The organism is Gilliamella sp. Pas-s25 (assembly GCF_009795885.1).
Taxonomy (GTDB): Bacteria; Pseudomonadota; Gammaproteobacteria; order Enterobacterales; family Orbaceae; genus Gilliamella.
The window spans coordinates 1-3,089 of sequence record NZ_WTEV01000055.1; the positions used below are offsets into that span (position 1 = coordinate 1).

General features: G+C 41.9%; 2 protein-coding genes. One reads left to right on the forward strand and one right to left on the reverse strand.

All coding sequences use genetic code 11. From position 1 onward, the window contains the following. Positions 1-92: 92 nt before the first annotated feature. Positions 93-1,823 carry a group II intron reverse transcriptase/maturase gene (ltrA, locus tag GQ593_RS13140; protein WP_160432443.1) on the reverse strand — a complete coding sequence of 577 codons (1,731 nt, stop codon included), beginning with the start codon at positions 1,821-1,823 and terminating at the stop codon, positions 93-95. 544 nt (positions 1,824-2,367) lie between these two features. Between ltrA and GQ593_RS13145 the strand changes: the two genes are divergently transcribed. Beyond that, positions 2,368-2,535, forward strand: a complete 168-nt coding sequence (locus GQ593_RS13145) for a hypothetical protein (RefSeq protein WP_160432444.1) — start codon at positions 2,368-2,370, stop codon at positions 2,533-2,535. The last annotated feature ends 554 nt before the right edge of the window (positions 2,536-3,089 follow it).

Sequence of the window (3,089 nt, forward strand, 5' to 3'; positions counted from 1 at the left end):
GTCGGGTAAGGACACAACATTACTGTTGCGTCCTCCCCTAAGAACTGTACGAGCGAATTTCTCCGCATACAGCTCAAGCCTTTCAATTGACTTTAATAAGCCAGTTTCACTACCGTTAATTTCAGTGCATGAACTTTTTTGTGGCAAATAGGATGAAGTAATACCCTATTTTTGAGCGTGTCCGCCCCTCCGTGCATTTTGTAGATAATATGATGGTCATGCCACCCCGTCTCTTTTGTGATTGGAAGTTGACATAAGCCACAACGACCTTTTTGCGTCTTATACAGCATTTGCCATTTGTGTCTATGTGAAAATTCTTCACTTAGCCTTTTTTGGTGTAATGTCTCGCCATATAATTCCCATTCCAGTAAAAACGGATTGTAGTCTGATTTTACCTTGATATGTCGTTTAATTGCCGTCTTGCTACATTGCAATAATTCAACCCATTTATCCACACCCTGGCGGTCTTTTATCATTGTGCCAAAGTTCCATATCCGAGTTGCCGTCGTTTTAAAGTATTTCTCTTTAACCCAACGTTTACCCTTTTTGCTATGTCTTCTTCGACTCCAATTCCACAGCGCGCGCCATATTAATGCATCCATTCGCCCATATGCCTGACTCGCCGCTTGACTTCGGTGATAGTTAGCCCACCCCCTTATCATTGGATTAAGTCTCTTTATTAAGTCTTCTTGCTTCGCCATGCTTAACTTTTTAATCTTATCCCTTACCTTGCTATAGAATGCTTTCACATTCTTTTTACTCGGCTTGATGATAAGCTTGTCGTTAAACTGTCTCACCGTCCAACCTAAAAAGTCAAAACCCTGCCCGATATGCACTACTTTCGTTTTCTTCTCTGATAGCCTCAGCCCCCTCTCTTTGAGGAATTCCTCCACTATCGGAATGACCTTTTCTTCCAGTAATTCTTTTGATATCCCTGAAATAATAAAGTCGTCTGCATACCTGACCATGTACGTTTTATGTTGCCTGATTTTCCTGCTCGCTTTCTCACCAAAGTGATTGGCTAGCTCTTTTTCCAAGCCGTCTAACGCCATGTTTGCCAGCGTTGGCGAGATTATCCCACCTTGCGGTGTGCCCGCCTCAGTCATCTTCACCTGCCCCATATCTACGACCCCTGATTTTAACCACTTCGTTAGTATCCGCTTATTCATCGGAATATTGGCGATTAACCAATCATGGCTAATGTGGTCAAAACAGCCCTTGATATCTGCATCTAATACCCACTGCGCCGGTTGGTTGGTTTTCCGCCCTTTGTGTGAGAATATTTGATGTATGTGAGTTATCGCATCGACCGTTGAACGATTAATACGAAAACCATAAGAGCCTTTGTCCGCCGTTGTTTCCGAAACAGGCTGTAGAGCAAATAGATAAAGTGCCTGCATTGCTCTGTCTTTCATGGTCGGAATGCCCAATGGACGCTTCTTTCCGTCAGACTTGGGGATATACACCCGCTTTAATGGTTGCGGTTGATACCCTTTATTTGTCAGCATTGCTACGGCTTTCCATTTTGCCTCTGCGGTGTTCCAAGTTACCTTGTCTACGCCCGCCGTTCTTTTACCTTTATTTTCAGTCACTCGCCTTACCGCTAATTGCTTAGCGTAAATTGAGCGTGTCAATAATCTTTGCAAGCGTTTTACCTTGCGCCAATCATTTTCAAGTGTCGCTTTCGCAATCCGTCCCTGCAATCCCTTAACATGTCTTGTTGCTTTGACCCAATCGATATTGTGCCATTGCGTTGCCATGTCAGAGGTCGCTGGAGCTAGACCACGTTTCGCTTTTTTGCTATCATGATTTTGCTCTTTCATACTGACCTCTTGATACAAGAAGTAGCAGAAATTACTTGATATGATATGAATAACTACCAACGGAAACTCCCACGTTACACGTGGTAGTTATTCAGAATATCAAATAATCTACCACTATTGTAACACGGTTAATGATTGAGTTTTGAGCTTGGCGAATGTTTCGCAGGTGAACTATTTTCCCGATAATTCACAACTGTTAGGCATTCGTTAGCTCATCCCTCGCCTAAAATAATTCCATTAGAAATTACCCACCAAAGGATTAGCCTGTCATCCTGCGACGAAAGACCAGTTAGAAGTCTGCACCCTTTCGAGTTAGGTCATGTTTCATACCCTATATCAGCCATTACAGCCAATCATTCGCTTTCTCTAACCTCCCTTACCTGCACGCTCGACAGCATCACTTACGCTCTGCCTGCCAACCCCCAATTTTCGCGCTCTATTAAAACGATTGCTGAATTGTGGACGGCAAACGTACAGGCTTACCAAGTTCCATTATTATCACACGAGTAGTTAAGATGCAGACTGTTCGCCGATAGTCGTATTGATGGCGTATTCCCACGCTAAACGAGAATATCCGACTATATTACCTTTTGGTCAAAGCCTATCAGTAGTTTTGGCTTTTTCAGCATTACGGCGTTTATCATCTATTCACTTTACGTTCATCTTTCTACCCAGTCTAGCCCCTCATGGTATACTACTTACCATTACTTAATGTTACCTCACGATAATCATTAACCTTGCTATTCCTCAAGGGGGTACATTGTCAGGAAGCTCCGCACCAAACCGTTACCAGTCTCGCACTATCCCTAGACTACTGTTAGCCATATAACAGGTTGAACTCTCATTCTTGCTTAATGTTACTGCAATCCTGATTCAACAATGATAATAACAGCTTTTGCACTTATCACTACACACACTTCGTCAATTTCAGCTTAAACTATATGCTGATTGGTTCTCTCCTCCCCTTCAACGATGACAATAGTAAATATTGCTATCTTGTTGTTGGAAATTACAAGAATATCAGATATGATTAATTGAAATGTCTAAAGAGAGTTAGTTCTCTATAGTAGCTGATTTATCTCAGCTAGATTATAGTACCAACTTGTACCTTTGATAGGTTATATATACAGTATCCTTTCGGACACTATATATAATGTCCTACTTAGATACTGTGAAGTGACATCTAGGGCTTTTGACCCTAGATGTTTGCCTAAAATATTGATAAAATTCAATAAGTTAGGCAACATAAGTGCGACCTTGTCGCAC